At 70.4% G+C, this 26,055-nt stretch carries 19 protein-coding genes; 7 read left to right on the forward strand and 12 right to left on the reverse strand.

The window, feature by feature from the left end; all coding sequences use genetic code 11:
• Positions 1-88 precede the first annotated feature (88 nt).
• Genes D451_RS0121495 through D451_RS0121505 form a run of 3 tightly spaced genes read left to right on the forward strand, consistent with a single transcriptional unit; the run spans position 89 to position 3,206 of the window.
• On the forward strand, positions 89-1,081 hold the full coding sequence (locus tag D451_RS0121495) for a tripartite tricarboxylate transporter substrate binding protein (RefSeq protein WP_017535921.1): 993 nt from the start codon (positions 89-91) through the stop codon (positions 1,079-1,081).
• Positions 1,078-1,659, forward strand: a complete 582-nt coding sequence (locus D451_RS0121500) for a tripartite tricarboxylate transporter TctB family protein (RefSeq protein ID WP_017535922.1) — start codon at positions 1,078-1,080, stop codon at positions 1,657-1,659. The genes D451_RS0121495 and D451_RS0121500 overlap by 4 nt, the downstream gene beginning before the upstream one ends.
• Positions 1,659-3,206 (forward strand): tripartite tricarboxylate transporter permease, encoded by a 1,548-nt coding sequence (locus tag D451_RS0121505; RefSeq protein WP_014910077.1) that lies wholly within the window; start codon positions 1,659-1,661, stop codon positions 3,204-3,206. The genes D451_RS0121500 and D451_RS0121505 overlap by 1 nt, the downstream gene beginning before the upstream one ends.
• Positions 3,207-3,280: 74 nt before the next feature.
• Here the strand turns inward: D451_RS0121505 and D451_RS0121510 are convergent, their stop codons facing one another.
• From D451_RS0121510 to msrA, 5 genes are all read right to left on the reverse strand, one after another.
• On the reverse strand, positions 3,281-4,357 hold the full coding sequence (locus D451_RS0121510) for an acyltransferase (protein ID WP_017535923.1): 1,077 nt from the start codon (positions 4,355-4,357) through the stop codon (positions 3,281-3,283).
• A gap of 189 nt (positions 4,358-4,546) precedes the next feature.
• Positions 4,547-7,444, reverse strand: coding sequence for a type I polyketide synthase (locus D451_RS26780; RefSeq protein WP_036568491.1), 2,898 nt, complete (start codon positions 7,442-7,444; stop codon positions 4,547-4,549).
• Entirely contained in the window at positions 7,441-8,109 is a 669-nt protein-coding gene (locus D451_RS0121520; RefSeq protein WP_020379971.1) for a class I SAM-dependent methyltransferase, read from the reverse strand. Before D451_RS0121520 ends, D451_RS26780 begins: the two co-directional genes overlap by 4 nt.
• 66 nt (positions 8,110-8,175) lie before the next feature.
• The gene (locus D451_RS0121525; RefSeq protein WP_017535925.1) at positions 8,176-9,453 is read right to left on the reverse strand and encodes a styrene monooxygenase/indole monooxygenase family protein; all 1,278 of its coding nucleotides are present in this window, start codon (positions 9,451-9,453) and stop codon (positions 8,176-8,178) included.
• Between the two features lie 904 nt (positions 9,454-10,357).
• Positions 10,358-11,026, reverse strand: coding sequence for a peptide-methionine (S)-S-oxide reductase MsrA (gene msrA / locus D451_RS0121535; protein WP_152472959.1), 669 nt, complete (start codon positions 11,024-11,026; stop codon positions 10,358-10,360).
• Between the two features lie 133 nt (positions 11,027-11,159).
• Between msrA and rarD the strand changes: the two genes are divergently transcribed.
• The 3 genes from rarD to D451_RS0121550 all read left to right on the forward strand — a co-directional run bounded on the left by rarD (position 11,160) and on the right by D451_RS0121550 (position 14,479).
• Positions 11,160-12,101 carry an EamA family transporter RarD gene (gene rarD / locus D451_RS0121540; RefSeq protein WP_017535928.1) on the forward strand — a complete coding sequence of 314 codons (942 nt, stop codon included), beginning with the start codon at positions 11,160-11,162 and terminating at the stop codon, positions 12,099-12,101.
• A 122-nt stretch (positions 12,102-12,223) separates the two neighbouring features.
• Positions 12,224-13,057: a hypothetical protein gene (locus D451_RS0121545; protein ID WP_017535929.1), complete on the forward strand. Its 834-nt coding sequence runs from the start codon at positions 12,224-12,226 to the stop codon at positions 13,055-13,057.
• 201 nt (positions 13,058-13,258) lie between these two features.
• On the forward strand, positions 13,259-14,479 hold the full coding sequence (locus tag D451_RS0121550; RefSeq protein ID WP_017535930.1) for a hypothetical protein: 1,221 nt from the start codon (positions 13,259-13,261) through the stop codon (positions 14,477-14,479).
• A 67-nt stretch (positions 14,480-14,546) separates the two neighbouring features.
• Here D451_RS0121550 and D451_RS0121555 read toward each other — a convergent pair whose 3' ends face one another.
• From D451_RS0121555 to D451_RS27080, 3 genes are all read right to left on the reverse strand, one after another.
• Positions 14,547-15,743 carry an FAD-dependent monooxygenase gene (locus tag D451_RS0121555; protein WP_017535931.1) on the reverse strand — a complete coding sequence of 399 codons (1,197 nt, stop codon included), beginning with the start codon at positions 15,741-15,743 and terminating at the stop codon, positions 14,547-14,549.
• A gap of 98 nt (positions 15,744-15,841) precedes the next feature.
• Positions 15,842-17,293 carry a serine/threonine-protein kinase gene (locus tag D451_RS28700; protein WP_241463362.1) on the reverse strand — a complete coding sequence of 484 codons (1,452 nt, stop codon included), beginning with the start codon at positions 17,291-17,293 and terminating at the stop codon, positions 15,842-15,844.
• A complete protein-coding gene (locus D451_RS27080; protein WP_051067483.1) occupies positions 17,290-18,996 on the reverse strand; it encodes a serine/threonine-protein kinase in 1,707 nt (568 codons plus the stop codon). Before D451_RS27080 ends, D451_RS28700 begins: the two co-directional genes overlap by 4 nt.
• Before the next feature lie 406 nt (positions 18,997-19,402).
• Here D451_RS27080 and D451_RS28110 point away from each other — a divergent pair, with 406 nt between their 5' ends.
• A complete protein-coding gene (locus tag D451_RS28110) occupies positions 19,403-19,558 on the forward strand; it encodes a hypothetical protein (protein ID WP_017535932.1) in 156 nt (51 codons plus the stop codon).
• A gap of 60 nt (positions 19,559-19,618) precedes the next feature.
• Here the strand turns inward: D451_RS28110 and D451_RS0121575 are convergent, their stop codons facing one another.
• From D451_RS0121575 to nuoL, 4 genes are all read right to left on the reverse strand, one after another.
• Entirely contained in the window at positions 19,619-20,623 is a 1,005-nt protein-coding gene (locus D451_RS0121575) for a polyprenyl synthetase family protein (protein WP_014908875.1), read from the reverse strand.
• 149 nt (positions 20,624-20,772) lie between these two features.
• Positions 20,773-22,437, reverse strand: a complete 1,665-nt coding sequence (gene nuoN / locus D451_RS0121580; protein ID WP_014908432.1) for an NADH-quinone oxidoreductase subunit NuoN — start codon at positions 22,435-22,437, stop codon at positions 20,773-20,775.
• Positions 22,434-24,098 (reverse strand): NADH-quinone oxidoreductase subunit M, encoded by a 1,665-nt coding sequence (locus D451_RS0121585; RefSeq protein WP_017535933.1) that lies wholly within the window; start codon positions 24,096-24,098, stop codon positions 22,434-22,436. Before D451_RS0121585 ends, nuoN begins: the two co-directional genes overlap by 4 nt.
• 1 nt (position 24,099) lies before the next feature.
• Positions 24,100-26,046 (reverse strand): NADH-quinone oxidoreductase subunit L, encoded by a 1,947-nt coding sequence (gene nuoL, locus D451_RS0121590; RefSeq protein WP_014909731.1) that lies wholly within the window; start codon positions 26,044-26,046, stop codon positions 24,100-24,102.
• Positions 26,047-26,055 lie beyond the last annotated feature (9 nt).

Here is a 26,055-nt window from a genome sequence, read left to right on the forward strand (position 1 = left end):
CACTGTGGTGCGGATCTCCCCTGCGTCTGCGTGTTCGTCTGCGCCGGGGACGTGCACAGACGATCGAGACGATCGAGAGGAGAGGACGATGCGTGATCGTGGCGTGTTGTTCCGTGTGGTGGGAGGGCTCTGTGCCGTCCTACTGGTCGGGACGGCACTGTACGACGTGCGGCAGAGCGCCGCCTCCGGCGACGGTTCTCAGGAGAAGCTTCTGCTCATCGCGCCCGCGGCCCCCGGCGGAGGCTGGGACACGCTCGCCCGCGAGATGCAGAACGGCCTGCGTGAAGAGGAGCTGCGCTTCAACGTCGAGGTCCGCAACGCCGAGGGCGCGGGCGGCACCATCGGCCTGGCGCAGACCGCCGGCCGCGACGGTCAGGCCAACGTCCTGACCATGACCGGCCTGGGCATGGTGGGCGCCGTGGAGACCACCGGCTCCCCCTACTCGATGGAGGACTCCACCCCCATCGCCCAGCTCGCCTCGGAGTATCTGGTCGTGGCCGTACCGAAGGACTCGCCCTACGAGGACCTCGACGATCTCGCCGAGGACTGGACCGAACGCTCGGAGACCCTGCCGGTGTCGGGCGGTTCGATGGGCGGTGTCGACCAGATCTTCGCCGCCCGGGTGGCCCAGTCCATGGACGTGGCCCCCGGTGAGATCAACTACCTGCCCTACTCGGGCGGCGGCGAGGTCCTGACCTCACTGCTGTCGGGCACCTCCGAGGTCGGCTTCGGCACCCTGGGCGACTTCAGCGACCAGATGGAGGAGGACGGCCCGCTGCGCGCGCTGGCGATCTCCTCCCCCGACCGTCTGGAGGGGGTGGACCTCCCCACCATCCTGGAGCAGGGCTACGACGTGGAGATGTCGAACTGGCGCGGGGTCATCGCCCCTCCCGGGTTGAGCGACGAGGAGGCCGCGGCCCTGGAGGAGCTGGTGCGCGAGCTGCTCGCGACCCCCTCCTGGGAGGACACCCTGGAGCGCAACCGATGGACCGACACCTTCCAGGACCGTGAGGAGTTCTCGGAGTTCCTGGAGGAGGAGGTCGCCCTGACGCAGGAGACCGTAGAGGAGTTGGGTCTGTGAGGGACGACGTGACCGAACGGACCGGATCCGAGGTCCCCGAACCGGTGACGGAGACGGAGACGAACGGGCCGGACGAGAGTACGCAGGCCCCTTCCCCCGAGGAGACCGCCTGGAGCGGCCCCGGAGCGTGGGTCGTCCCCGCCCTGGTGGCGATCCTCGGCCTGGTGGCCGTGTGGGGCGCCCTCACCATCGAGGCCCCGCCCAACGCGACCCGGCCGGGTCCCGGCGCCTTCCCCGGCGTCGTGGGCGTACTGCTCCTGATCACCGCCGTGTGCATGACCGTGGTCAACCTTCGAGGGCGGGGCTCCGAGAGCGGTGTCTCCCCTCTGGCCTGGTTCGAGGGTCGTCCCGTGCTGATCGTGCTGGCCGGGCTGGTGGCGCACATCGCCCTGCTGGAGATCCTGGGCTGGCTGCTCGCCGGCGCTCTGTTGTTCTGGATCGTGGCCTACGCCTTCGGCGCCCGCGCCCATCTGCGTGACGCGATCGTGGCGCTGTCGATCTCGGCCGCCGTCCAGGTCGGCTTCTCGTTCGGGCTCGGACTCAACCTGCCCGGCGGCTTCCTGGAGGTGCTGCTCTGATGGACACCCTGCTCAACCTGGTGGACGGGCTCTCCGCCGCGATGAGCCCGCAGAACCTGATGTGGGCCTTCCTCGGCGTCCTGCTCGGCACCGCCGTGGGCGTCCTGCCCGGCATGGGTTCGGCGATGGCGGTCGCCCTGCTGTTGCCGGTCACCTTCCGCCTCGACCCCACCGGCGCGTTCATCCTGTTCGCCGGCGTGTACTACGGCGGCATGTTCGGTGGCGCCACCACCTCGATCCTGCTCAACACCCCGGGGCAGGCCTCCTCGATCGCCACCACCTACGAGGGCCACAAGATGGCGCTCAAGGGTCGCGCGGCCCAGGCCTTGGGCACCGCGGTGATCGGTTCGTTCGTGGCGAGCATCCTGGGCACGCTGATCGTGGCCCTGTTCGCCCCGGTGATGGTCGCGTTCGCGCTCAACTTCGGACCCGGCGAGTACTTCGCGCTGACCGTCTTCTCCTTCGTGGCGGTGGCCGCGGTGGTGTCCGGTTCGGTGCTGCGCGGTCTGGCGTCGTTGCTGATCGGTCTGGCCATCGGCATGGTGGGGATCGACGGACAGAGCGGCGCGGCCCGTTTCGACTTCGGCTCCTCCAGCCTGCTCGACGGCATCGACATCGTGATCGTGACCGTGGGTCTGTTGGCCCTCGGAGAGGTGCTGTACATCGCCGCGCGGGGCCGGTCCGCTCCGGACTTCGCTGCGATCCGTACCGGCCGCCCGTGGCTGGGCCGACGTGACCTGCGTCGTTCCTGGAAACCGTGGCTGCGCGGTACCGCCCTGGGTGGCGCCTTCGGCCCGATCCCGGGCAGCGGGGCGGAGATCCCGACGTTCCTCTCCTTGGGTCTGGAGCGCAAGCTCGCCGAGCGCCGCGCCCGCCGCAAGGGCGAGGAGAACGAGTTCGGCGAGGGCGCGATCGAGGGTGTGGCCGGTCCCGAGGCGGCCAACAACTCCAGCGCCGCCGGCACTATGGTCCCGCTGCTGGGCCTGGGTCTGCCCACCTCGGCGACGGCCGCGATCATGCTGGCCGCCTTCCAGCAGTACGGACTCCAGCCGGGCCCGGTCCTGTTCGAGCGCAACGCCGACCTGGTGTGGACCCTCCTGGCCTCGCTGCTGATCGGCAGCGTGCTGCTCCTGGTGATCAACCTGCCGTTCGCCCCGCTGTGGGCCAAGCTCCTCAAGCTGCCCAAGCCGTACCTGTACGCGGGTATCACGCTGTTCTCGGTGCTGGCCGTGTACGCGATCAACACCTCCGTGATCCACCTGGTGATGTTGACGGCGGTCGCGCTGCTGGGATTGGTCATGCGGACCTTCGGGGTCCCGGTGGCCCCCGCCCTGATCGGTGTGGTGCTGGGACCGATCGCCGAGACCGAGTTCCGGAGGGCGCTGGCCGCCTCCTCCGGGGATCCGACGATCCTGGTGGGCAGCGGCATCTCGATCACGCTGTACGCCCTGGTCCTGCTGGTGGCGGTGGTCCCGCTCATCGCCCGGGCCCTCCGCCGACGTACCGCTCGGGCGGTCGACGCTCAGGAACCCGCCGCACGGTCCTGAGCCCCGCCCCTCCCTGAACGGCCCCCGGGTTCCGTCTCCCGGGGGCCGTCGTCGTGCGCGCGTCCGTTCTTCGATCAGACGGTGGAGCGCAGCAACGGGATCCGCTGGACCACGGCCACCAGGAGCATGCTGATCGCCATGGTCGCCAGCGCGTATCCGGCCGCGGCGACCAGGGCCATGAGGCCTTCGGGCACCCCGCCGAGATCGCGCAACGTATAGAGCACCATGACGTGGACGAGGTAGACGCCGAAGCTCAGCCCGGACACGGAGGCGACCACCCGATCGACCGGTCCTCCGGCCCGCACCTGGGAACCGAGGGAGCGCAGGAGGAGGAAGGCCCCCACGGAGGCGAGGACGACCATCGGGGAGAGGAAGTCGTAGACGTAGGCGGCTCCGCTGCCCCACTCCCCCTCGAGGGTGGCCGCGCCCCAGGCCCCGACGGCGGTGGCGGCGGTGCCCAGGACGAAGGCGATGGCTCCGCGTCGCGTGTCACGAGGGTCGTCGTTCCGGGTGACCAGGAGCCACCCCAACAGGTAGTAGCCGAGGAAGGGCAGGAACCGGGTGGCCGCGGTGACCCCGCCGACCCCGTCGACCAGGCCCAGCAGTTGGTCGGTCGCGCCCAGGGCCAGGGTCGCCCCCGCGAACCACCAGAGTCCGGCGCGCGGAGTGTGGGCCACCACCGTGCGCAGGAACGGGGTGAAGAGGTAGAGGCCGGCGATGACGTAGAGGAAGTAGAGGTGGATGGAGGGGGAGCCCGAGGCGGTCTGGGAGACGGCGTCGAAGACCTCGATCCCGTCGCGCCACCGCTGCCACACCAGGTAGGCGAGGGTCCACACGACCAGCGGAACGCCGATCTTGGCCCACCTCTTGCGGTAGAAGGTCCCGACGCTCTCCTCCTTGGGCCTGAGGAGAAGGGCACCACTGATCATCACGAACACCGGCACGCACCAACGCAACGCGGCGTCCACGACGTTCGCGGCCCACCACGTCGGACCACCGAGGTCGGCGTAGATGGTGCTCACCAACGGGGAGTAGGCGTGCACGAGGACGACCGCGATCATCGCGGCGACACGCGCGAACCCGATCCAGGTGGTGGACGGGATCGTCGCGGGGGACGCCGGGGTTACGGGGAGGGCTTTATCGACACGCACCCACTACCGATACCACTTCGTTACCATCGGGCTCAACCCCGATTCTCGTTCTCCCAGGTGGGAGCCTCGACCCCGGGCCACCCGATCACGACCTCACACGCCGTATCCCTCCCCGCGCTCTCCGAGAACACGAGAAGGTCCGGGGCTCCCACTCGAGTGGGAGCCCCGGACCGGGACGACGGCGCGGGGTCAGGCGGTGTTCGTCGCCGGCGGGGGCAGCAGCTCCTCCAGGGCCTTGGCGATGGAACGGATCGTGGGTTGGTGATCCGGTAGCGCCGTGGGACGTTGCGGGAGCGCCTGGAGAAGGGTGGCCCGCAGACTCAGCAGGTGGAGTGAGTTCACCCCCAGGTCCGCCAGGTCGGTGTCCAGATCATGGTCGGTGACCTCGACGGCGGCCAGGTCCGCCACCTCACGATGGACCTGGTCCAGCACCACGGCGTGACGCTCGACCCCTTCCAGATGGGCGATGCGGTCCGTCCATCGGTCGGAGACGCTCGGGGTCCACGGCGCCGGTTCCACCTCCAGGGGTGCGCAGGCGGCGGTGAAGGGCCAGGTGAGCGGGATGTGGTGGGTGTAGGCGTGCGCCGCGACACGTGCCGGCCCCAGGGGTTCGTGTTCGGGATCCCCGGCCGCGGTGATGTCCAGGGTCAGGTGGTGACGGGCCCGGGTGTGGGCCATGGCCGGCCCCAGGACGGGCCGGGGCGAGATCTCCACGGCCAGGGTGGCGCCCGATGCGCAGGAGATGGTGGCCTGCTCGAACTCGACCGGGGCACGGAGTTGGCGGACCCAGTAGTCGGCGGTCAGGTCGGTACCGACGATGGGACGACCGGTGACGGTGGAGACCATCTCCACCTCCCCCGGCTCGGGCCGCAGACCCTCCAGTTCCGCGGCCAGGAGGGACTGGAGCCCCTCCACGTGCCGGCTGTGGGCGGGAGGCGCCTGGGAGACACGGGTGTTGCGCACCCCCCGTTCGGTCAGGTCCGCGACCAGGGCGTCCAAGGAGTCCCGATCTCCGGAGAGCACGACGTCCCGTGGCGAGTTACGGCAGGCGATCTCCAGCCCGTACCGGTCGGTGAGCTCCTGTGCCTCGTGCGCGTCCAGTTGGGCGGCGACCAGACCGCCCTCATGAACGATCCGTTCCAGAAGGGTGGAGCGGGCCCGTGCCAGGCGCGCGGCCTGATCCAGCGGAAGGATGCCCGCCACATGGGCGGCGGCCACCTCTCCCATCGAGTGCCCCACCACCGCGTCCGGGACCAGGCCATAACGGTCGCGCAGCGTGTGGGCCAGGGCGACCTGGACCGCGAAGGTGGCCTGCTGGAGAAAGGCCAGACCGAGCTCACCGGTGTCACCGGGTCGCCAGGGCAGCTCCAGCTCCCGGAGGACGGCCTCCAGGTGCTCGGCGAACATCGGATCCTCGCGACGCAGTCTCAGGCCCATACGAGGATGGGCGCTGCCCTGTCCGCCGAACACCCACACCTGACGCCACGGCGAACGCCCCTCGGTGGGGCCGACGAGATCCGGGTGGGATCGACCCTGCGCCAGAGCCTCCCAGGCCTCGGCCGAACCGGCGGTGTTGGGCGCCGACAGCACCGCGGCCCGCACCCGGTGGTGGTCCCGGCGTCGGACGAGATGATCCCCGATCCGGCCCGCGCGAGCACGGCCGGGACCGGCGACGGCCGGAGCGAGGACCTCCGCCGCGGCGCGCACACCGGACTCGGTGGGAGACGAGACCGGAAGCGCCAAGGCACCGCCCACGGAAGCCGAGGTCAGACCGCCGCGGCGTCCACGTGCCGCGGCGGGGACCCGGCTCATGATGGTGTGACCGATGGCCCCGGAGAAGCCGAGCCCGGTCACCCCCACCACCTTCGGCGGGATCTCCACGGCTTCGGTGGCGACCGTCAGGCCTTCGCCCAGATCCGGGTTGGGCTCGGTGTGTCCGGTGGTGGGCGGGACGATCCCGTGGTGCAGGCTCAGCGCCGCCGCGACCACGCCGGTCAGGGCGGAGGCCGCCTCCGCGTGCCCCCACAACCCCTTCACCGATCCGACCAGGAGCGGACGGTCCCGCTCGGGTCGGTCGAACACCTGCCTCAGGGCGGCCAACTCGGCCCGGTCGCCGGCCCGGGTGGCGGTGCCGTGACCGATCAGGTAGTCGACCCGTTCCGGGCTCAGACCGGCCTGGTCGTAGACCCGGGTGAGCAGCTCGGCCTGGGCCGGCCGTGAGGGCATACCGGTGCCGGCCGAGCGGCCGTCCGCGCCCATCAGGGTGTGGTCGATCAACGCGTAGACGCGGTCCTGGTCGGCCCGGGCCCTGGAGTAGCGGCGCAGGACCACGGCGACCACGGCCTCACCGCGTACGTATCCCCGGGCTCCGACGTCGTAGGGGAGGCAGGCGCCGTCCTCCGCCAGGACACCGCCCTCGACGAACGCCCGGATCACCACGGGGTCGGCACAGGTGTTGGTGCCGATGACGATCGCGGTGTCCACCCTCCCCTGGGCCAGGTCGCGGTGGGCCGCGTCCAGAGCGGCCATGGACGCCGAGCAGGAGGTGTCGAAGGTGACCAGGGGGCCGCGGGTGTCGAGCCAACGCGAGACGGGCGTGGCCAACATGCCGGCACCGCCGGAGGCGAGGTCCACCAGACCGGGGCGGGATCGCCGCCCGAAGGTGGTGAGGGCCTCGTCCGGGGTGGCGTTGCCCAGGTAGACACCGGTGGAGGGCCCCGCCAGGGTGGAGGGCGCCAGCCCCGCGTCGGCGATGGCCTCGGCGACCACCTGCGTGACCAGGGTCTGGGTGGGCGACAGGTGGGCGCCCTCGGTGGCGCGCATCCCCAGCACGGTGGCGTCCAGGGATCCGGCTTCGGGCAGGGTCAGGTGGGCGACCGGCCACGGGGTGTCGGAGCGGTCCTCCGGGTGGAGGCGCTCGGCCATGGCCCGCCATCGCTCTTCGGGGTAGCGGCCGATCGCGCTCTCGGCCGCCAACAGTGCGTTCCAGGCGCGATCGGGGCCGCGCAGATCAGGGCCGGAACCACCCGGCAGGCGTAGACCGATACCGGTCAGGGCCGCCGATGTGGAGGGAACCGGGGTCCTCAACGGGCCACCCCTCGCCACAACGCCACTCGGCCCACGATGTCGATCTCCACATCGTCGAACCGCTCGCGCAGGGCGGCGCGCAGGTCGTCCAGGGAGTCGCCCCGGTTGTCGAAGACACCGCGGTCGTTGAGCAGCTTGAGACCGGCGCGGCTGAGCGCGGTCTGGCGCACCCCGTGGCTCAGGACGGTGGCGCCGGCGAACGTGCCCCCGGGCCGCAGAACGCCCGCGATGTGGTCGAACACCGACGACTTGGCCTTCAGGTCGCTCCCCCGCACGCAGTGCAGGACCATGGACAGCACCACGACGTCGACGCTGTTCTCCTCCATGGGGAACGGCTTGGTCGCGTCATTGTGGTGAAGGGTGGGGGCGTAGCGGGCCAGACGCGCGCCGGCCACCTTCAGCATGTCGGGGTTGGTGTCCATCAGGTGCAGGTCGAGCTTGTCGCGGTCGACCCGGTGCAGGTGCCCGCCGTCGGCGGGACCGATCTCCAGCACGGTGTCGCCCTCGTGGACGACCTCCCGGTGCAGGTCCAGGACATAGCGGTAGTTGCAGCCCCACAGGTAGGGGTAGGTGCCGTGCACCACCAGGGCCTGGTAGCCGCGGTCGACCAGGGTCGGGTTCCACCAGGCGGACGCGGTGGGGGTAGAGGCCACAGAGGGGGACATGGGGATCTCCAATGACTGGATAGGGGATGAAAGGGGTGGGGAAGGGATCGGGTGGGTTCGAAGGGTTCAGGAGACGGGGAGCGCCTGAGGCAGGACCGAGGCCAGGTAGGCGCGGGCCTGTTCGGGGTCCATCAACCACTCGGCGTAGGAGCGCGGGTCGGCCAGACCCTCGATGATCCGGTCGGCGACCGGCTGGTGGAAGGTGGCGGCGCCGAACACCTCGCCCACGTGGGCGGGCGCGTCGGGCTCCCACATTCCGTCCAACATCTCCGACAGCCCCGAGGCCGCCGCTCCCATACCGGTGTGCGCGCCGTCCTGCCCCGACCAGAAGCCGTCGAAGGTCTCCTGCATCCACTCCGGGGTGAACCCCTGGTCTCCGTGGCCGAGGATGCGCTTGTAGTAGTGCTGGGCGCTGTGCACCGACAGGTTCGACTCCTGAGCGGCCATGGGGTCGGTGGTCACCACCATGTCGCCCAGACCGAGGACGTGCCCGCCGGAGGGGAGCTGGGCGATGGCCCGTCGCGCGTGCGGGCTGATCCGATGCGTGCTGGTGCTGCGCTCGCCGATCAGCTGGGCGTGCACGATGCGCTCGTACATGTCGGGGAAGTAACGGCCGACGATCTCCTTGGCCCGACGCAGCTGCTCGTCGGGGCCGGGGCGGTCCGGCCATGAGTCCATCGGGCCGCCGGGGTTGGAGACCAGCTGGAGGATGTGGCACTCGCCCTGGGTGGTCAGCACCGGAGCGAGGATCCCGCGCACCTCGCGGGCCGACCCGACCAGGGCCAGGTCGCCACCGGACGAGGCGTACGGTCCGGGCGGCACGTCGTCGATGAGGACCTGGGCCACCGTCCGCTCCTTGGCGCGGGCGATGTCGGAGTTGTGGTCGAACAACTGCCCCAGTTCGCCGCCGCCGACGGCGACCACGATCAGGTGGAACATACGGGTGAAGTAGTCCAGGTCGGTCACGGTCACCCCGTGGATCACGACCTTGCCGCCGCGGTCCTCGAAGGACTCCAGCCAGTCGGCCATCTTGATCCGGTGGTCCACCGACACACCGGGGGCGGCGAACCGGCCGCGCACGGCGGCGGGGTCCCCCTGCGGCGGGTGCAGGAGCAGGTCCACGCCGGTGATGTGCGGGGCCATGCCCTCCCACATCGTCAGGTCCAGGACCCGTTCCCGCGCGACCGCCTCTCCCAGGGTGAACTGGAACAGGGGCAGGGGACCGGTACGGATCTCCCCCGACGCGGGCGAGTTGATGACGGTGACGTCATAACCGGCCCTCAGCAGCTGGTGGGCCAATATCAGCCCCGAGCTGCTGGCTCCGACGATCAGGATCTTCTTCATGAGGGCTTCTCCAGGGTGATACGCGGCAACCGGGTCAGAGTCGTGTGCGCGGCCGGGCGGGAACGGGTGTCCGCGAAGTGGATCTCGTCCACGTGCGAAGTTCGACCGATCCGGCCCGGGCGGGGCCGCGTCCGTTCGGGACGGGGGGTGTGCGCCACCCCGACCGCGGCCCGGTTCCGTTCTCGACCGGGACCAGAGCGTGGTCGACGGCCCGTGAGGCCGGGTGGCGCGGCAGCCCGCGCCGGAGCGGCGGACCTCCATGAGGGAAAGGAGTTGCGCATGTGACTACTGTGCCCTGAAATCACCTATAACACCTATTGGGTTGCCGGGATCTCTCCGAAGAGTGATAAAGAGGACACCTCCCGCGTGAGGCGTCGATAGCGCAATGTGAGTTTCTTCTGGAGAAATGCCTGCTTAGACAGGTCGAAGGTTTTCGGACCTCACCTAATGCTCTTTATGAACCCAGAGGCATGGACCGAAAAGCCCTGGTGGTGGCGCACCCGAGAGGTTCGAGTCGTCCACGGAGGCGACCCGCGGGCCCTTCGGTATCTCCAGAACGTGGCCGCCCGCCCAATCCGGAGTGAACGCGACCTCAAGAACCCCGGGACGCCGAAAACACCTGCTCCGACGTCCGACTACTTCATAAACGAGGATCGCGGAACGCCCCTATCCCCGTCCGCCGGCGAAACGGAGGAATCGGGGAGGTCCCATGGCGGAATCATCGGAGGACGTTCCTCGTCACGGCCCACTTCGCCTTTCACGACCTCCGGTCGAACGGGGGCCGACCACCTCGGTGGCGGTCCGGGAGACACGACATGGCTCCCCCGCCACTCCACGACACGAGCCCCGGGCCCACACCCCGGGTGGGGCGGGCCCGGGGCTCGCGTCGGTCGGGCTTCGCGGTCTACTCGTCGCCCGTGGAGGCCACGCCGATCGGGCAGCTCGCGCCGGTCCCGCCGATACCGCAGTAGCCGTTGGGGTTCTTGGCCTCGGACAGGTACTGCTGGTGGTAGTCCTCGGCGAAGTAGAAGTCCCGGAGCGGCGCGATCTCCGTGGTGATCTCCCCGTAGCCGGAACGCGTCAACACCGGCTGGAAGGCGTCGCGGGTGGCCTCGGCGGTCTCCCGCTGGGCCTCGGAGTGGTAGTAGATCGCGGACCGGTACTGGCTGCCCACATCGTTGCCCTGCCGCATGCCCTGCGTCGGGTCGTGCCCCTCCCAGAAGATCTTGAGGATCTCCGCGTAGGAGATGAGCTCAGGGTCGAAGACCACGCGCACGACCTCGGCGTGCCCGGTCAGTCCCGAACACACCTCTTCGTAGGTGGGGTTGGGCGTGAACCCGCCGGCGTAGCCCACGGCGGTGGTGATGACGCCCTTCTCGGCCCCCAGCCGCCAGAACACGCGCTCGGCTCCCCAGAAACAGCCCATGCCCAGATCCGCGATCTCGGACCCGTCCGGGTAGGGCGGGGTCAGGGCGGTGCCCAACACGGTGTGACCGAAGGGAGGCTCGATCGGGGTCTCCCGCCCCGGCAGGGCGCGGGCGGGGTCGACCATGGTCGTCTTTCTACCGAACATGTCTCCAGGCTATCCGCCTCGTCCAGGGGTTCCCAGAGCCGTGCGCGCCCCTGTGGACGATCCACCCGAAGTCCATCGCATACGCACGATAAAAACAGCGACAGATGCGGGGATTCGTCCTACGATTGCCTTTGTGCCGGAATCCAATCGCGGCGTCGCCCTCGGGGCCGGCGCCTTCCTCCTCTGGGGCTTCGCCGCCCTCTACTGGCCCTTCCTCTCGGCCTCCGCCCCGGCCGAGATCCTCGCCCACCGCATGGTGTGGGCCCTACTCGCGATGTGCGTCTTCCTCCTCCTGGCCCGTCGGGGCTGGTCGTGGCTGCCGGCCCTGCTCAGGGATCCGCGCAAGCTGCTGTTGGTCGCCGCGGCCGCCGTCCTCATCTCGCTGAACTGGTGGGGGTTCATCTACGCGGTCTCCATCACCCAGACCCTCCAGGCCTCGTTGGCCTACTTCATCAACCCCCTGATGACCGTCGGCATGGGTGTCGTGTTCTTCTCCGAACGCCTGCGCCGCACCCAGTGGATCGCGATCACCCTGGGCCTGGCCGCCGTACTGGTGATGACGGTGGCCTACGGGTCCACCCCCTGGCTCTCCCTTCTGATGGCGAGCTCCTTCGCCTCCTACGCCGCGGTGAAGAAGTACGTGAACCTGGACGGGATGCAGAGCCTGACCGTCGAGACCCTCATCATGTTCCTGCCGGCCCTGGGCTACGTGGTGTACCTGGAGGCGACCGGGGCGGGCACCGCCTTCTCGGTCTCCCCCGCGCACACGGCCCTGTTGGTGGGCGGCGGTTTCGTGACGGCCCTGCCGTTGCTGCTGTTCGGGGTGGCCGCCCGCCGGGTGCCGTTGAGCATCATCGGCATGCTCCAGTTCATCGCCCCGACGATGATGTTCCTGATCGGTTGGCTGCTCCAAGGGGAGGAGATGCCCCTGAGCCGGTGGATCGGTTTCGGGTTCGTGTGGCTGGCGGTGTGCGTCTTCGTCTACGACCAGGTCCGCAACGCCCGTCGCCGATCGGCCGCCCGGGCATCGGTCACAGAGGTCGTCGAGGAACCTCCGGTCTCCCGACAGGGCTGAACTCGGCGTTCTCGGTTCCGGCGAACCGAAACTACCCTCAGTGACTCTGTGCTAACGTCTGGTCGTGGGCGTCGGGTTCCCTTACCCCGCCCCTCCCCGGTCGTATGTCTCGGAGGGCCTCAGTGAAGCCTCGCATCAGCCGCCCCGGCACGCTCCGTGCCGCGTCGGCCGTGTGCGCGGCCCTGCCCTCCTTCATCGGCCTTCCCCTGTTGCTCGGCGCCTTCCTCACCGTGTTGTGGCTGTCGGCGGCGCCCGCGCAGGCCGAGGCCCTGAGCGCTTCGGAGCCCCTCCAGAGTCTGGGCCAGGGCCGGACGCTCGAACGGGTCGAGGAGGTCGCCGCGCCGGTGACCGACACCCTCGGCACCGTCCACCAGCGGCTGGAAGAGGGCACCGGCGAGGCGGCGGCCACCGCCACGATCCTCCCCGAGCCCTCCGTCTCCGAGTTCCGCGGCGAGGTACGCGGGGTCTTCACCGAGGTCGACCGCGTCCGTGAGGAGGCGACCGAACTCGGTCCGCTCCCCATGCCGTCCGTCCGCGAGACGACCACCGCGAGCCCCGACACGGTCGAGGCCCCGAAGGACGAGGCCGCCGACGAGGAGGGCCCTCGCCCCTCCCGAGAGATCCAGGAGACCGAGGCCCCTCTCGACTCCGTGCCGCCCACGGAGCGGATCACGTCCGCACCGGTCTCCGGCGGAGCGAACGAGGCCCCGGGCGAGAACGCCACCGTCGACGACGACACCGACGTCGAGCCGGTCGCCGAGCCGCACCGTGCCCAGGGCACCACCGGTTCCCCGGCACCCTCCACCGGAGGTCCCGCCCCGGCCGCCGCCGTCGCCGGCTACCTGGCCTCCGCCACCCTGCCCGGCCCGGACTCCACCGCCGTGCTCATCGGGTCCCGCGCGCCGCACGCCGGCCCGACCGACCCGGCCGACGACCCCACGGTCTCGCCCGACTAGCGAACGGACCGAGCGCGCCTTCACGCGCGCCCCGGACCCGTTCCCAGCACGTCCTTCTTCTTCCTGGGAGCTGACCTGAGTCCCGTGCCGTCGTTCACGTGATTCACGTCAGCCGGTGGTCCACCCGGCTCCGCAAGGCCGCCGTCCCCACGACGGCGCGGCCGTCCCGTCAACACATGGCTTCACGAGGGAAGGAACCCCATGACCAAGACCCGACGCCTCTCCGCCCGAACCATCCTCCTCGCCGCCGGAGCGGCCGGGTTCGTGGCCCTCGGTTCCGGTGTCGCCGGAGCCGAGGGGCTCCAGGCGCCGCTGAACGACGTGGTCTCCCCGCTCGCCGAGCAGGCGCTCGTCAAGGGCGTCGCGCCGACCGTGAACAAGATCGCCCCCGAGGGCGTCACCCCCATCGCCGGGGCCACCTTGGAGGAGCTCCAGGCCAGCGCCAACGACCCCGGCCGCGGCGCCCCCGACCTGGGCGCCGCCCTGCCGGACTCCCCTTTGGCGAACACGCTCTCCGAGACCCGTAGCGCCACCGGCATGGACGGGAACCCGCACGACACCATCGGTCACACGGCGGGGGCGGCCCTGGAGTCCACCGCGCAGGACGCGGGCGCGTCCCTGGAGTCCACCGCCAAGGGCGCCGGAGACCGGTTCGAGCAGTCCGCGAACGAGGTGCTGCCGCACACGGTGGTGGCCGTGGCCGAGCTGCGCGACGAGGTGCTCACCCTGCCCGAGGCGGGCGACCTCCGGCTCCCCTCGACCGACTCCGCCCGACTGCCCGAGCTGTCCGAGGCCCCCTCGCTCACCGAGGTGACCGACCTGGGCTCGGTGACCGATCTGACCGGCGGCAACAGCCTGGAGCTTCCGGTGGAGGGCTCCACCGAGCGGATGAGCCACACGGAGGGCTCGATCCCGACCGCGCCCAACGTGTGGGACCTGGCCGCCGGCTTCGGTGTGGAGACGCCCAAGCGGATCCAGGACGTCGTGGAGTCCACCGAGTTGACTCAGGACAACTACGTCAGCCTCGGCGAGGAGGAGGTCCTGGGCATGGTGGGCAACCGCGCCTGGGACGACGCCCCGGCCGTCGTGCCCCAGAGCTCTCCCGAGGCCCCGGCCCTGACCGACCTGACCGGCGCGGTGGTCGACGGGGTCTCCTCGAACGGCCTCTCCGACTCGGTGAGCCTCAACGGGCCCCTGGCCGACAACGAGCTGCCCCAGGTCGCCGAGGGCGTGGACACCACCACCGTCGAGGACCTGGTCGCCGGACTGAGCCGCGGCACCGACCTGCTCAACGACATCGACACCAGCGACCTGGTGTCGATCGAGGGCGGCACCGTCGAGCCCGAGACCCCCGAGGGCATGACCCAGCACCCCACCTTCATGGACCTGCCCGGTTCCGAGGCCCTCCCCGTGATCAGCTAGCCCACATACGCCTCATCGACGGCGCCGTCCCCTTCGGGGCGGCGCCGTCCCTCGTCCTCGGAGGGGATCACGCACCGGCCCCGGCGGGGAGATGCTCGTCCAAGGGGAGGTTGTAGGCCTTCCTCTGCTCCACCGACGGCCTCATCCTCTGTCCCAGCCGGGAGGCCCCGTCCAGGAGCCAGGACCGTACGTACGTTCCGATCGCCCCGGAACTCGGGACGAAGATCTCGCCGTTCGCTTGGGACGTGAGGATGTTGGCGTCGACCAGACCGCGCATCGCCCGTTCATAGGCGGGAAAGGCGACCCGGTGGTCGCCGCGTGCCTTGGCGAGCTCTCCGCCGAGGACGCACGCGCCCGTGAGGGCGAGGGAGCCTCCCTGAGTGGTCATCGGTTCGAGCGCGTGGCCCGCGTCCCCCAGGAGGACCGTTCGGCCCAGGCTCCAGGAGTCCATGCGGACCTGCGCCGAGGGGGTCGTGTACGTCGTGCGGGCGTGCTCCATGGCCTCCAGCAGACGCCTCGTCTCCTCGCCGTCCCTCTCGAAACGTTTCCGGAGCAGTGCCCGGTGGCCCTCCACGTCGGTCAGGGGTTCGGGGTCGCGGGTGAGGAGGAAGCACTCCAGCAGCTCGGTGCCGGGGGTGGGCTGGAGGAGTGTCCCGCGTCGGGCTCGTGCCCGTCCGATCATGTGGCGTACGGGTCCCAGGTGATTCTCGATGTCGAAGAGGGCGATATTGGTGCCCTTGTAGTGGAGGAAGCGCTCTTCGGGGCCGAAGACCAGGGAACGCACGCCGGAGTGGACTCCGTCGGCTCCGACGACGAGGTCGAAGTCGCGTGAGGGCCGGTTCTCGAAATCGACGAGGATGCCTTCCTCCGTCTCCCGGAGCCCGGTGACCGTGTCGTCGAACAGGTACTCCACGTCGTCTCGCACGTGCCGGTACAGGAGTTCGGCCAGGTCTCCGCGTCGGATCATCAGCCCTGTCTCGTCGGAGAGCCGCGGAGCCCCGTTGGGCATCACCAGCCGGCGCCCTCCGTAGTCGAGGTGGATCTCGTCGGGTGTGGGGCCGCCCGCCCTCCTGGCCTCGTCGAGGACGCCGATCCGTCTCAGGGCGTCGATCCCGACCCCGTCGATCTGGATACCGTGCCCTCCGGCGCGAACCTCCGGAGCACGCTCCACGATGGTGGGTCGGAAGCCGTACGCGCGCAGCAGGTGCGCGAGCGCCGGGCCGGCGATCCCTCCCCCCGATATCAGGACACGCGGTCCGGACATATCGACCTCCCGAGAAACGAACGACGCTTTTTTCATATTGTACGTACGTTCGAATCACCGACGGCGAGGCCATCACGGCGAGAGACACCGCGTTCCGGTCAGGAGCAGTCCTCGTAGACCGTGGAGAAGATGCCGTCCGCGAGGTCGTAACAGACCCCGACCGGCGAGTGGCCCCGAACGTCCTCCTCATGGTCGGGGGAGGTCAGGACGAGGAGCCCTCGCTCCGGCGCCCCCTCGAAGACGAGACGTCCCCGCTCCCCGAAGGCGCCCTCCTCCGACGCGGGCACGACCTCCCCCTCCGGAGAGACCACCGTGAACCACGCGCCGTCGATGACCGGACCGTTCCCTCGGGCGGCCGCGAACGTCATGGCGACCCCCTCGTCCCGGGCCTCCATCCCCTCGACGGTCATGGACGAGCTCGCGGGCCCCGGGTCCAGGACGAACCTGCCGTGGGGACCGCGGTCCACGTCCTCGTCCCACCCCCGGGTCCCCAGGTCGACGATGGCCGCGGCCTCCACCACGTATCCGATGTTGGACCCCCGATCCCGCGCCGCCTCGGCGAACGGATCCGTGGTCGTCCCCCCGACCTCGGAGGTCCCCTCGGTGAGGGCCTCCGGTTCCGTCTCGGCCCCGGTGTCCACCCACGGCCGGGCCGCCACGAGCCCCGCGGTCGCCGCCAACACCACCGCCATCGCCCCCGCCGCGACGATCGGTCCGCGCCGCCACCGTCGGGGCCTCGGGCGCGCGGCGAGCCACCTTCGCGCCGCCGGATCGTGCTCCAGCAGTCGTTCCAACAGCCACGCCGCGTCCGGGCGCCGGTCGACCTCCTTGACGAGCGCCGCCTCGACCAACGGACGCAGGGGCTCGGGGACACCGTCCAGATCGGGCTCGGCGCCCAGGACCCGGGCGGTCACGACCTGAGGGGCACCTCGCCCGAAGGGCGGCCGTCCCGTCGTCGCGTACGCCACGAGGGCGCCCCAGGCGAACACGTCGGCAGCCGGTGTGGAGAGGCCGTGGACATGGCGTTCCGGGGCGATCCATCCGGAGGAGCCCACCACCCCTCCGGTCCTGGTCAGCGCGGTCCCGTCGAGGGCCCGGGCGATCCCGAAGTCCACCACTCGGGGCCCGTCGGGCCCCAGGAGCACGTTCCCCGGTTTCAGGTCGCGGTGCATCACCCCTTGGGCGTGCAGGTCCCGCAGCGCCGCCAGGACCCCGGTGGCCAGAACGGCCGCCCTCCCACCGGTCAGCGGCCCCGAGCCGATGATCCGGTCGAGGGACGCGCCCCGCACCAGCTCCGTGGCCAGCCACGGGACCGGCGCCTCGGTGTCGGCGCCGACGAAACGCGGTACGTGCGCGCTGCGCACCCGGCGGACCAGGTGGACCTCCTGGCGGAAGCGCTCACGGAACTCCCTCGATCCGGCGAACTCGGCGTGCACGGTCTTGACCGCGACGTCGCGACCGCCGCTCCGGGCCCGGTACACCGTGCCCATTCCACCGGAGCCCAACCGTTCCAGCACCCGGTAGGGGCCCACCCTCGTCGGCCCGCTCATCCGGTGAACCAGGCGGGGTCGCAGTCTCCGGCCTGGTGGAGCGGGCTGATCGTCTCCCCTTCGGGGGCGTCGGACGCCAGGCACTTCTCGGCGGCGATACCCACGACCTCCTGCCGCGTACTGTCCGCGAAGTAGGACTCCACCCCGTTCAGGTACTCCCCCGGGATCCCGATGTTGAGCGCGCTCCGATCGGGGAGCCCCTCGAAGGTCACCTCGAACTCGTCCCTGGTGTGGTCGGGACTCAACACGAGCAGGACCCCGTCCTCCTCGGGTGTGAACACCTGGATCTCATCCGTGTCCATGTCCCCGCCGAGGAAGCCGGGCGGGAGGACGTCGGCCCTGACGTCCCGGCTGTGCAGGACCATGTCGCCCGCGTCGCCTCCGTAGACGCCCTCGCCCCGCACCACGACGTCGTTCCCCTCGCGGCGGGCGCTCAGCGTGATGGCCCCGATGATCTCGCCCTCTTCGGTGATGGCCGTTCCGGGCGGGCCGGGCTCCATCCTGTAGAGCCGGACCGTGTCGGCCACCGTGGCGGAGAGGCCCACCACACCGGTGAGCTCCTCGTAGGAGCCCGACAGCACGTTGATGCCACTGTGGTCCGGTACCTCGGCGGGATCCTCGGCCTCGGCGACCGGGTCCTCCGCTCCCCCGACGTCCGGGTTCGATCTGCTTCCGGCCCACCACGCCCCACCGGCCACCAGGCCCAGGGCCGTCACGGCGGCGACGGCGACGAGGAACCCCCGCCCCCTCTTCCGGGGCGTCGGGCTCCGGCGGATCGGCCCTTCGCCCCAGACGGACAGGTCGGGACGTGGCCCGGCCTTCCAGGAGGCGTCGAGCAGCACTTGTGTGTTCCGGACCGTCGGATCCGCGCCCACCAGTTCGGCCATCGCCCGGTCGGCGGTGGGGCGCGAGGCCGGGTCCTTGGCCAGGGCCGCCGTGACCACGGGGAGCACTTCGGCGGGGACACCGGTGGTGTCGGGCTCCTCGTGGGCCACCCGGTAGGCGAGGGTGTCGGCCTCCCCCTGGCCGAAGGGGTCGCGTCCGGTCGCGGCGAAGACGACCATCGCCCCCCAGGCGAAGAGGTCGGCGGCGGGGGTGGGGTCGGCCCCCGCGTACAGTTCGGGCGCGACCCATCCGGGGGTGCCGAACAGGCCACCGGTGCGGGTCACCACGGTCTCGCCCAGGGCCCGGGCGATCCCGAAGTCCAGCACCCTGGGCCCGTCGGGGGCCAGGATCACGTTGGCCGGTTTGAGGTCGCGGTGGACGATCCCCTGGGCGTGGACGGCCCGCAGCGCCTCGGCGGTCCCCACCGCGAAGGCCCTGAGGACCTCGCCGGTCAGCGGACCTCGAGCCTGGACCCGCTGTCTCAGGGTGGGGCCCGGCACGTACTCGGTGGCCATCCAGGGGATCTCGCCGGCCACGTCGGCGCCGAGGAAGCGCGGGGTACAGAGTCCGTCGACCCGGGAGACGAGGTCGACCTCTCGGGCGAAGCGGGCCCGGAAGCCCCGGTCGGCGGCCAGTCGGGCGTGCACGGTCTTGACCGCGACGGGGACGCCGTTCGGGTCCAGGGCCCCGTACACCACTCCCATGCCACCGGCGCCGAGCCGTCCGATCAGTCGGTGGGGGCCGACGTGTTCGGGGTCGTCGGGACGTAGGGGGGACAGGCCGGGAATCCGTCGGCTCTGCTGAGTGGGTGCGCTCACGGAAGGACTCTCGGTAGACGGTCGGGCTCCGTGCGGTGGGATGCGGTCCTCACTCGATCGGTTCCCCGGGAACCGTTGCCGTTTTGAGCCCATAAGTCGTGTTCATCCTCTTCGGCCGGCACAAGAATCGGTACATGGTTCTCGACAAGCTCCTCGCCCTCGGGGAAGAACGCCTCGCACGGAAGTACGGCGTCACCTGGGGCTCCACCTGGCACGACCCCGACCTCGTCGCGGCCCTCCCCCTCCTTCGCGCCGGTGACATCGCCACCGGCCTGTCCCTCCTCGACACCCCCGATCCCCAACTGCGCTCCCTGCGTCTGGACGTGCTCTCGAAAGAGGCCGTCCCGTTCCCGGCCGCGTTGGAGGCCGGGATGGACCACCCCGACCCCGAACCCGACCTGCTCCTGTGGGCGGGCACCGACGTGCCGCCGCCGTGCTCTCCCTGGCCGAAACCGTCGTGCCCGACGCCGGCGAAGAGCTCTGGAGCCACCTCGCGGTCCACGGTCCGTCCTACTACGCCGAGACGCGCTTCGAACTGCGGATCCCCCTGCCCAAGGTCTGAACACACGCGAAGGGCCCCACCCGCTCGGGTGGGGCCCTTCGAAGCACGGTGCGGTTAGGCTCAGCCGGAGCGTTCCACCACGTAGTCGCACAGGGCCAGGAAGGCGTCCCTCGCCGGGATGTCGGGGAGGGTGCGCAGCTCGGCCCTGGCCTTGTCGGCCCATCCCTGAAGGGTCTCGTCGGCCTCGGTCATGGCCGGGTGCGGACGCAGCAGCGTCAGCGCCTCCTCGGCCTCGGCGTCGTCCAGCGGACGGCCCAGCAGCGACCTCAGACGCTCGTCGGCCGGGTCCTGGGAGCGCAGAGCGTAGAACATCGGCAGAGTGAGAACACCCTCGCGCAGGTCCGTACCGGGCGTCTTGCCCGACTCGGCGCTCTCGCTGGCCACGTCCAGGATGTCGTCGGCGAGCTGGAAGGCCATGCCCAGCGCGTCGCAGGCGCGGGTCAGGGTGCTCACCGTCTCGGGGTCGACCTTGCCGAACATGCCGCCGAACTCCGCGGAGGAGGCGATCAGCGAGGCCGTCTTGTCGTCGATGACGTCGAGGTAGTGGTCGAGCGGGTCGACGCCCTCTCGGGGCCCGGAAGTCTCCAGGATCTGGCCCTGGACCAGGCGGGCGAAGGTCTCGGCCTGGAGCCGGACCGCCTCGGTGCCCAGGTCGGCCAACATCATGGAGGCCTTGGCGAACACGTAGTCACCGGTGAGGATGGCGACGCTGTTGCCCCAGCGCTGGTTGGCGCTGGGCTTGCCCCGGCGCAGCTCGGCCTCGTCCATGACGTCGTCGTGGTAGAGCGTGGCCACGTGGGTCAGTTCGACCACGGCCGCCGCCGGGATGAGGTCGGGCACCTTGGGGTCGCCGAAGCGGGCGGCGAGCAGGACCAGCATGGCGCGGAAGCGCTTGCCTCCGGCCTCCAGCAGGTGGGAGGCGGCCTCGGTCAGCAACGGATCGCTCGACCGCACCGACTCCCGCAGGAGCTCCTCGACCTTCTCCAGGTCGTCCTGGATCTCCCGGGCGAGGGTCGGGTCGACTCTCGGGAGAGCGAGAAACCCGCTCGGGACAGCACCGCTCACCGTAAAGCTCCACCTGTTGAACGGGCGCGCGGACGCCTCTCCGGAGGAGGGGACCGCACGCTCAGCACATGAACATGATCCGACTTGCCACGGTATCCGACCCGGAATGAAGGTCCAAAGCCACACCCGGGTCGGAGACCGTGGAAAAGTCAGTCGGTCGTCCCCCCGTCGGTGACCTGGTAGATCATCACCGCGGCGGGCTCTCCGCCGGTCTCCGAGGACGGCAGGAGGTTGTCCAGGACCGGCCCCGGGAAGATTCCGAGGGCCAGTGTGGCGGCGACACCCACGGTGATCACACCGCCGGTGAGAACGCCCGCGCGAGCCACCGTGGGCCCCTCACCCTCCGAATCCCGGAAGAACATCACAACGATGATCCGGACGTAGAAGAAGGCGGTGACCGCGCTGCTGAGCACACCGACGACCACCAGCGGGGTGGCCCCGGCGGCGACCGCGGCCTCGAACACCGCGAACTTGCCGATGAAGCCGCTGGTGAGCGGGATACCGGCGAAGGCCAGCAGGAACAGCGACAGGGCCAGGGCCAGACCGGGCGAACGGCGGCCCAGGCCGGCCCAGCCGTCCAGGTCGCCGAGCTCCTGTCCGCCGTCCCTGGTGCGCACCAGGGTGACGATGGCGAACGCGCCCAGCGTGGTGAACCCGTAGGCGGCCAGGTAGAACATGGCGCCGGCGAGGCCCTCGGTGCTGGAGGCGATCACGGCGGTGAGGATGAAACCGGCGTGCACCACCGAGGAGTAGGCCAGCAGTCGCTTGACGTCGCGTTGGGTGACCGCGATGAAGGCGGCGACCACCATCGTGAGGATGGCGACCGTCCACAGCATCGGCTCCCAGATCTCGACGGAGCCGCCGAAGGGCACGAAGAACACCCGCAGCAGCGCGCCGAAGGCGGCCACCAGGGTGCAGGAGGCCATCAGCGCGGTGATCGGGGTGGGGGCGCCCTGGTAGACGTCCGGCTTCCAGTTGTGGAAGGGCACGGCGCCGACCTTGAACAGCAGACCGATCGCGACCAGACCGATGCCCATGATGAGCAGCGGCTCGCCGTCGCCCTGGGCGAAGATCTCGGCCCCGCCCGACTCCACGGCGGCGCGGATGGCGGCGAAGTTCACCGAGCCCGCGTAGCCGTAGACCATGGCGATCCCGAACAGGAAGAACGCCGAGGAGAACGCGCCCAGCAGGAAGTACTTGACCGCGGCCTCCTGCGAGAACAGGCGGCGGCGTCGGGCCAGGGCGCACAGCAGGTACAGCGGCAGGCTCATCACCTCGAGGGCGATGAACATGGTGAGGAAGTCGTTGGCGGCCGGGAACATCAGCATGCCCAGGACCGCGAACAGCACCAGCGGGTAGACCTCGGTGTGCTGGGAGCCGGCGAGGATGTGCCTGCGCTCCTCCTCGCTGCCGGGAACCGTGGCGGCCTGCGCGGAGAACGCGTCGCGACCGTCACGGCGCTCGGCGATGAGCATCAGGGACACCAGGGCCAGGACGGCGATGGTGCCCTGGAGGAAGAGCACCGTGCCGTCCACGGCGAGCACGCCGCCCGCGATCATCGCTCCGCCGGCGCCGACCGTCTCCACCTGGAGGACGATCAGCGCGAACGCGGCGATCAGGGCCGCGGCGGCGACGGTGATCTGGACCGGCCGCAGGGACCTCTTGGGCACGAAGGCCTCGAACAGCACCGCCAGCACACCGGCGCCGAACACCACGAGGTAGGGGGCCAGCAGCCACCAGTCCAGGGTCGGTGCCGCCTCGGTGATGCCGGGGAGCGACGGGGGCGCCCCGTCGGCGACGTAGAGCGCGTTCACTCCTCGTCTCCTTCCTCGGTGTCGCCCTCGGCGTTCGCGGTGGTCGAGGCGGTGTCCGCCCCGATCTCCACGGTGCGTTCGACGGCGGGGTTGATGACGTTGAGCAGGGGCTGCGGGTAGACGCCGAACGCGATGATGAGCGCGATCAGCGGGGCCACGGCCCAGGTCTCACGAGCGGACAGGTCCGTCGTGCCGGAGAGGCTCTCCTTGGTGGGGCCGGTCATGGTGCGCTGGTACATCCACAGGATGTAGAGGGCCGCCAGGACCACGCCGACCACGGAGATGACGGCCGGGATCGGGTTGAAGGCGTACACGCCGACGAACACGAGGAACTCGCTGACGAACGGGGCCAGCCCCGGGAGCGCCAGTCCGGCCAGACCGGTGATCAGGAAGACCCCGGCCAGCTTGGGCGCGACCTTCTGGACGCCGCCGAAGTCCTCGATCCGGGAGCTGCCCCGGCGGGCGATGAGGAAGCCCACGATGAGGAAGAGCGCGCCGGTGGCGAAGCCGTGGTTGACCATGTACAGGGCCGCGCCGGCCTGGGCCTGGGGCGTCAGGGCGAAGATGCCCAGGGTGATGAACCCGAAGTGGGACACCGAGGTGTAGGCGACCAGCCGCATCATGTCGCTCTGGCCGATCGCGAGGATCGCGCCGTAGATGATGCTCACCAGACTCAGTGCCACCACCGGCCACACGAACCAGGACACGGCGGCCGGGAACAGCTCCAGGCAGAACCGGAGCATCCCGTAGGTGCCGACCTTGTCCAGGACGCCGACCAGCAGGACCGCCGTGCCGGGGCTGGAGGACCCGGCGGCGCCGGGCAGCCAGGTGTGCACCGGCCACATCGGGGCCTTGATCGCGAAGGCGATGAAGAACCCGAGGAAGAGCCAGCGGGCGGTGGCCGGGTCGACGGCGGCGAGCGGGCTGCCCGGCGCGGTCAGTTCGCTCCACAGGAAGGTGCCGCCGATGACGTACACGCCGATCACCGCGACCAGCATGATGAGGCCGCCGGCGAGGCTGTACAGCAGGAACTTCATCGCGGCCTTGGCGCGGTCGGCGCCGCGCCCGTAGCGCCCGATCATGAAGTAGACCGGGATCAGCATGGCCTCGAAGAACACGTAGAACAGGAAGACGTCGGTGGCGGCGAAGACACCGATCATCATCGCTTCGAGGGCGAGGATGAGGGCGAAGTAGCCGCGGCCGCCGTCCTCACGGTCGGAGTGCTCGTTCCAGGCGGCCAGGACCACCAGCGGGACCAGGATCACCGACATGAGGATCAGCACCAGGGCGATGCCGTCCACACCCAGCGCGAAGTGGACCCCGAAGTAGGGGATCCACGGGTAGACCTCCTCGAACTGGAGGCCCCCCGCTCCGGCGGTGTCGAAGTTCCACGCCATGGCCGCGACCAGGGCGAGGGTGGCCACCGAGAAGAACAGGGCGATGCGCTTGGCGGTCTCTGCCGAGGCGGCGCCCGCCGTCCCCGTGCCGGTGGCCGGTCGGGTCTTGACGGCGGTGCCCCCGGAACCGGCGGCGCCGGAGGCCGAGGCCTCGGCGCGCGCCGCGGTGGTCGCCGTCTCGGACGTCTTGACGCGTGGCAGCGCCCAGATGACGATCGCGCCGATCGCGGGGAGCGCGATCGCGAGAGTGAGCCAGGGGATCATGTCAGAACCTCACAGCCAGCGTCGCGGCGACGATCACGGCGCCGATGAGCATGGTGAGCGCGTAGGTGCGGGCGAACCCGGTCTGTGTCCGGCCGAGCCCCTGGGAGGAGTCGCGGACGCCGGTGCCGATCCCGTTGACCGCGCCGTCGATGACCTTGTCCTCGACGACGAGCAGGACCTTGGTGAGCACCTGCCCGGGACGCATGAACAGGCCTTCGTTGATCTCGTTGCCGTACAGCTCGTTGGAGGCGGCGACGGTGACGAGGTTGCCCTTGGGCGCGGTGCTCGGTACGGGCTTGCGCAGGTACATCGCCCAGGCGAGCGCCACTCCGAGGACCAGCACGACCAGCGCCGCGATCCCGTAGGGCGAGGTGAAGGCGTGCCCGACCGTGAAGTGCGGGAGTTCGGCGCCGGTGACCGGCTGGAGGAAGGCGGCGAAGCGGTCGCCCGCCACCAGGAACCCGCCGAGCGCGATCGAACCGATGGACAGCGCCACCATGGGCGCGGTCATGCTCACCGGGGACTCGTGGGGGTGTACGCCCTCGTCCCAGCGCTTCTTTCCGAGGAAGGTCATGAAGACCATCCGCGACATGTAGAAGGCGGTGAGCGCGGCGCCCAGCACGACCAGGGAGCCGAACACCAGGCCGACGGTGCCGCCGTACCCGAAGGTGGCGGAGATGATGCTCTCCTTGGTCCACCAGCCGGACAGCAGCGGGACGCCGATGATGGCCAGATAGCCGAGACCGAAGGTGGCGAAGGTGATCGGCATCTTCGATGCCAGACCGCCGTACCTGCGCATGTCCACGCCGTCGTTCATGCCGTGCATGACCGATCCGGCCCCGAGGAACAGCCCGGCCTTGAAGAAGCCGTGGGTGACCAGGTGGGCGATGGCGGCGGCGTAGCCGATCGGGCCGAGCCCGGCGGCCATCACCATCATGCCGATCTGGCTCATCGTGGAGCCGGCCAGTGACTTCTTGATGTCGTCCTTGGCCGAGGCGATGATCCCGCCGGCCAGCATCGTGGCGGCGCCGACGGTCATGACCACGAGCTGCGCGACGGGGGCGCCCTCGAAGATCGGGCCGGCGCGCACGATGAGGTACACACCGGCGGTGACCATGGTGGCGGCGTGGATGAGCGCCGACACCGGGGTCGGGCCCTCCATGGCGTCCAGGAGCCAGGCCTGGAGCGGGAGCTGGGCGGACTTACCGCAGGCGCCGAGCAGGAGCAGCAGCCCGATGGCCAGCAGGACGCCGTCGCTCGCGCCCGGAACGGCCGCGAAGACGTCGCTGAAGCTCACCGCGCCGAGCACGGTGAACATGATCATGATCGCGATGAGCAGGCCGATGTCGCCGACCCGGTTGATCAGGAACGCCTTCTTGGCGGCGGTGGCCGCGGAGGGCTTGTACTGCCAGAAGCCGATCAGCAGGTAGGACGCGAGCCCCACCGCCTCCCAGCCGAGGAACAGCAGGACGAAGTTGTCCGCGAGCACCAGCACCAGCATGGCGGCCACGAAGAGGTTGAGGTACGCGAAGAAGCGCCGCTTCTCCGGGTCCTCGGCCATGTAGCCGAGCGAGTACACGTGGATCAGCGAACCCACGAAGGTGATCAGCAGGACGAAGGTGATCGAGAGCGGGTCGATCAGGAGGTCGATCCGCGCGGAGAAGCTCTCGACCGCGAACCACTCGTAGACGGGAACGGAGACGGAACGCTCGGCGCCGGAGCGGCCGAGCAGGTCGAACAGGACCAGGACGGCCCAGACGAAGGAGGCCACCGGGAGGGCGGTGGCCAGCAGCGGCCCCCAACCGTTGGTACGCCGCCCGCCCAGGAGCAGGATCGCCGCGCCCACCAGAGGCAGGGCGATCAGCAGCCAGGCGTTCGACAGCACCGCGCTGTCGGCCGCGGTCGCCACCACGGGTTCGGCGGCGAGGTACGCGTGATGTTGTGTCACAGCCACGTC

This window comes from Nocardiopsis alba DSM 43377 (genome assembly GCF_000341225.1).
Lineage (GTDB): Bacteria > Actinomycetota > Actinomycetes > Streptosporangiales > Streptosporangiaceae > Nocardiopsis > Nocardiopsis alba.

What these genes read in the sequence shown, in the direction of transcription:
- D451_RS0121495 (WP_017535921.1), top strand. Translation starts at nt 89, where the DNA reads ATGCGTGATCGTGGCGTGTTGTTCCGTGTGGTGGGAGGGCTCTGTGCC.
- D451_RS0121505 (WP_014910077.1), top strand. Translation starts at nt 1,659, where the DNA reads ATGGACACCCTGCTCAACCTGGTGGACGGGCTCTCCGCCGCGATGAGC.
- D451_RS0121520 (WP_020379971.1), bottom strand. Translation starts at nt 8,109, where the DNA reads ATGTCCCCCTCTGTGGCCTCTACCCCCACCGCGTCCGCCTGGTGGAAC.
- D451_RS0121525 (WP_017535925.1), bottom strand. Translation starts at nt 9,453, where the DNA reads ATGAAGAAGATCCTGATCGTCGGAGCCAGCAGCTCGGGGCTGATATTG.
- msrA (WP_152472959.1), bottom strand. Translation starts at nt 11,026, where the DNA reads ATGTTCGGTAGAAAGACGACCATGGTCGACCCCGCCCGCGCCCTGCCG.
- D451_RS0121550 (WP_017535930.1), top strand. Translation starts at nt 13,259, where the DNA reads ATGACCAAGACCCGACGCCTCTCCGCCCGAACCATCCTCCTCGCCGCC.
- D451_RS0121555 (WP_017535931.1), bottom strand. Translation starts at nt 15,743, where the DNA reads ATGTCCGGACCGCGTGTCCTGATATCGGGGGGAGGGATCGCCGGCCCG.
- D451_RS28700 (WP_241463362.1), bottom strand. Translation starts at nt 17,293, where the DNA reads ATGAGCGGGCCGACGAGGGTGGGCCCCTACCGGGTGCTGGAACGGTTG.
- D451_RS0121585 (WP_017535933.1), bottom strand. Translation starts at nt 24,098, where the DNA reads ATGATCCCCTGGCTCACTCTCGCGATCGCGCTCCCCGCGATCGGCGCG.